General features: G+C 34.3%; 4 protein-coding genes. All 4 read left to right on the forward strand.

What is annotated here, in order from left to right; all coding sequences use genetic code 11:
- The coding region (locus tag SVZ03_08000; protein MDY6934150.1) for a CDP-alcohol phosphatidyltransferase family protein at positions 1-887 on the forward strand (887 nt) is incomplete at its 5' end.
- 160 nt (positions 888-1,047) lie between these two features.
- Positions 1,048-2,709 (forward strand): isocitrate lyase/phosphoenolpyruvate mutase family protein, encoded by a 1,662-nt coding sequence (locus SVZ03_08005; GenBank protein MDY6934151.1) that lies wholly within the window; start codon positions 1,048-1,050, stop codon positions 2,707-2,709.
- 5 nt (positions 2,710-2,714) lie between these two features.
- On the forward strand, positions 2,715-3,845 hold the full coding sequence (gene aepY, locus SVZ03_08010; GenBank protein MDY6934152.1) for a phosphonopyruvate decarboxylase: 1,131 nt from the start codon (positions 2,715-2,717) through the stop codon (positions 3,843-3,845).
- 1 nt (position 3,846) lies between these two features.
- The coding region (locus tag SVZ03_08015; protein ID MDY6934153.1) for a sugar phosphate nucleotidyltransferase at positions 3,847-3,938 on the forward strand (92 nt) is incomplete at its 3' end.

The following is a 3,938-nucleotide window of genomic DNA, read 5'->3' on the forward strand; positions in this document are numbered from 1 at the left end:
GGATAAATAACGCTATCTATGTATTATTTAGAATATACTTTAGACTAAACCCTATAAGTTTTGGAGTTTTAAGAATGGGAATGAAATGGCAGAATGTAAAAAGCCTAACTAAGCAATTAAAGCAGGATTATCTCATTGATCATCCAGATTCAAGTTTTATAAATATGATCGCAAGGAATGTATTTGTTTATCTATCTGCCTATATTATACTCTATACTAAAATCGGACCCAACCATATAACCTTTATAATGTTATTATTCCAATTGGCTGGAGCTTTTTGTTATCTATTGGCAACCCCATTTTACTATATATTGGGATCTATATTGCTTTATTCTGGATTTGCTTTAGATGACATTGATGGGGAAATTGCACGACATAAAAAGATGGGATCTCAATTTGGGATATATTTTGACTATCTGGTTCATCAGATTGCGTATCCTTTGATTTATATCTGTTTAGGCTTGGGAATTTATTTTGACACTGGCAATAATCTTTATTTATATCTAGGTTTCATCTGGGCGTTGCTTATTAAAACTGAAATATTTTTTTTCCATACACATATACATAATCTTAATATAGGAGATAAGCTTAAGGAGATCCAAAAAATACAAAAGGATTTTATGCCTTCTGGTCTCCCAATAAAAGAAAGAATAACCTATGAGTTTAAAAAAAATTTTATATTATTTATCTTAAAAGGTATTATCTTCCCATTTTTATATTTGGGAGGCAGCTTTCCCACTGTTTATTTCATTGTAGCCTTTTCGGCCCCATTTGGTGGTGTACCGTATGTTCTTTACCTATATGTTACGTGTCTAACAATCCGTTTAATTGCAGATATAACGAGGGATATTAAGATATTGAGAGTCTATGATCGATTAAAGAGATGATGGCTTGAGTCAATGTTGTAGTATATAGTCTATCTTTTTTTATTATTATATCATGGCATCTTCGACTAAGCATAAAAAAGAAGTTATACGGATTAAGGGCTATGATACATCTTGCCTGATGTTTGGTATTATTTCTAAATAATGAAGCAGGGTTATCAGTATGTCAAAAGCAACGATATTAAGAGATTTATTTAAAAGAGATGGATTTTTTAAGATAGTTGGAGCCCATAATGGGCTAACTGCAAGACTTGTAGAATTGGCAGGATTCGAAGGGATATGGGCGTCTTCATTAGAAGTATCTGCATCACATGCTGTGCCAGACGCAAATATTCTTACTATGATAGATTATCTTAATGCAGCCATTGATATGAATGAAGCAGTTTCTATCCCAATTGTTGTTGATGTTGATCAAGGCTACGGCAATTCAACAAATGTTATACATATGGTTAAGAAATTCGAGGCAGCAGGCATTGCCGGAATTGTTATGGAAGATAAATTATTCCCAAAACAAAACAGCTTATTAGCTGATGGGAGGCAGGAGTTAGCCTCTATCGCAGAATTTGTTGGGAAGGTAATGGCAGCTAAAAATGCTCAAATATCAAAAGACTTTATGGTTATTGCAAGAACAGAGGCTTTAATTGCCGGATGGGGACAGGAAGAAGCAATGAAAAGAGCAAGGGCTTATGTTGATGCTGGAGCTGATGGGATTATGATACATTCAAAAAAAGATACTCCAGATGAAATATTAGAATTTGTTAATGCTTGGGATTGCGATGTGCCCTTAGTGATTGTGCCGACTAATTATCATTCTTTTACAGAGGATAAGATAAAGAACTACCCAAAGATTAAGATGGTTATTTATGCTAATCATGTGATTAGGTCAGCTGTAACGGCTATAAAAGAGACCTTAAGAGAAATTAAAAAAACTGGTGGGATAGATACTGTAAGTCCCAAATTGATACCAATAAGCGAATTGTTTGAGTTACAGGGGACAACGGATATGAAAGAAAACGAAAAAAGATTCTTGATGAGTGGCAAGGAAAAAATAAATGTTATCATTCCAGCAGCGGGCGCTCCTCTTGATCCTAAGTTGAGAGAGGTTATATTAAAGGATACTCCTGTTTGTATGCTTGATGTCAATGGCAAATCAATATTGCAAAGAAATGTCGAGATACTGAATTCACTTGGAATTAGTAGTATAAATGTTGTTGTTGGGTACAATAGCAATAAGATCAATATAGAAGGAATTAACAAGATTATGAACACAAACTTTGAAGAGACTGGAGTCTTGGATTCGATAATGTGTGCTGAAGAACAGATGGATGGGAAGACTCTTATTATTTATTCTGATATATTATTTGAAAAAAGGATTTTAGAGGGACTAATAAAAAAAGACGATGATATTGTATTAGTTATTGATTCTTCATATAAAGAAAGGAAGATTGATGAAAGTAAGTTATTGGACTTAGTTATTGCAAAGGATGATCCAGCTAAAGGAGAAAGAATACTAAAACTTGAGGAAGACAATGAAATAATAAAAATTGGTCAAGATATACCTAAAGATAAGGCAAACTTCGAATTCGTTGGAATTGCATTATTTAGCAAAAAGGGGATAGGAATATTAAAAAAGTTTTGCAATGAGACAAAAAATCTTAATAAAGGATTTAAAAAATCTGATTTAGGTGATTTTAATAGGATTATACAAAAAATAATAGATGAGGGCAATAAAGTAAGCTGCTTTGAGGTACATAAAGGATGGACGGAGGTGCATACTTTTGAAGATTATAAGATGGTAAGCTCAATTCATTCAAGCAGGGATTAACTAATATGATTAAATGTGAAGAATTGTATAGAATATTTAAAGATAATAAGATTGATTTTTATACTGGTGTTCCTGATTCTACATTTGCGGATTGGATGAAATTCTTAGCAGATGAGCATGGCAAGGGACTGTCAAATATTGTAGCTTGTAATGAATGTGAAGCAATAGCTATTTCAGCAGGATACTATCTAGCGACAAACAGAATAGGTGTTGTATACATGCAGAATTCTGGAGAGGGGAAGGCGATAAATCCATTAGCTTCATTGTGTGACTCGGAAATATATTCCATTCCACTAATATTAATGATAGGTTGGCGTGGTGAGCCTCAGGAGAAGGATGAGCCGCAACACAAAAAGATGGGGAGGATAATGATCCCGTTACTTGAAACACTTGATATCCCTTATAAGATACTTCCAGGTAATGTAGAGGGAACTCGTAGAGTAATTACAGAAATCAAGGAAATAGCAGAAGCGACTATGGCACCGGTGGCTGTTATTATTAAAAAAGGAACTATCGAGAAGTATGAAGCCATAAAGAAGATGGAAAATATTTATGAGATGACTAGAGAGGATGCACTAAAGGTAATTGCAGATATCTTAGACGGCACTGAGGCAATTATCTCTACAACGGGGAAATTGTCCAGGGAATTATTTGAATATCGTGTACAAAAAAATGAAACCCCTAGGGATTTTTATACCGTTGGCAGTATGGGATGCTCTGCATCAGTTGCATTAGGAATTGCACTGCAGAAACCTCAAAGGAATATATTTATTTTTGATGGTGATGGGGCTGTATTGATGCAGATGGGATCTCTCGCAACGATTGGTCATTATAAGCCTAAAAATCTGAAACACGTCATCTTTGACAACGCATCTCATGATTCAACCGGTGGTCAGCCTACTGTTTCATCAACAGTAAATTTTAAAGAAATTGCATTATCCTGCGGTTATATAAACGCTACAGAGGTTAAAACTAGAGAAGAATTAATCATAGAATGCAAAAAAATGAAAGATGAAGAAGGTCCTAATCTATTAGTAGTAAATATCAATAGGGGTTCAAGAAAAGATTTGGGAAGACCAACGACATCACCTATACAGAATAAAATAACATTTATGAACTTCTTGAAAGAGGGTTGAAATGATAGCGGTTATTCTGGCAGCTGGGCAGGGTATTAGATTAAGACCTCTAACAAATAGTATCCCAAAGGGATTGATATCAATTAATGGAAA

This window comes from Spirochaetota bacterium (assembly GCA_034190085.1).
Taxonomy (GTDB): Bacteria; Spirochaetota; UBA4802; order UBA4802; family JAFGDQ01; genus JAXHTS01.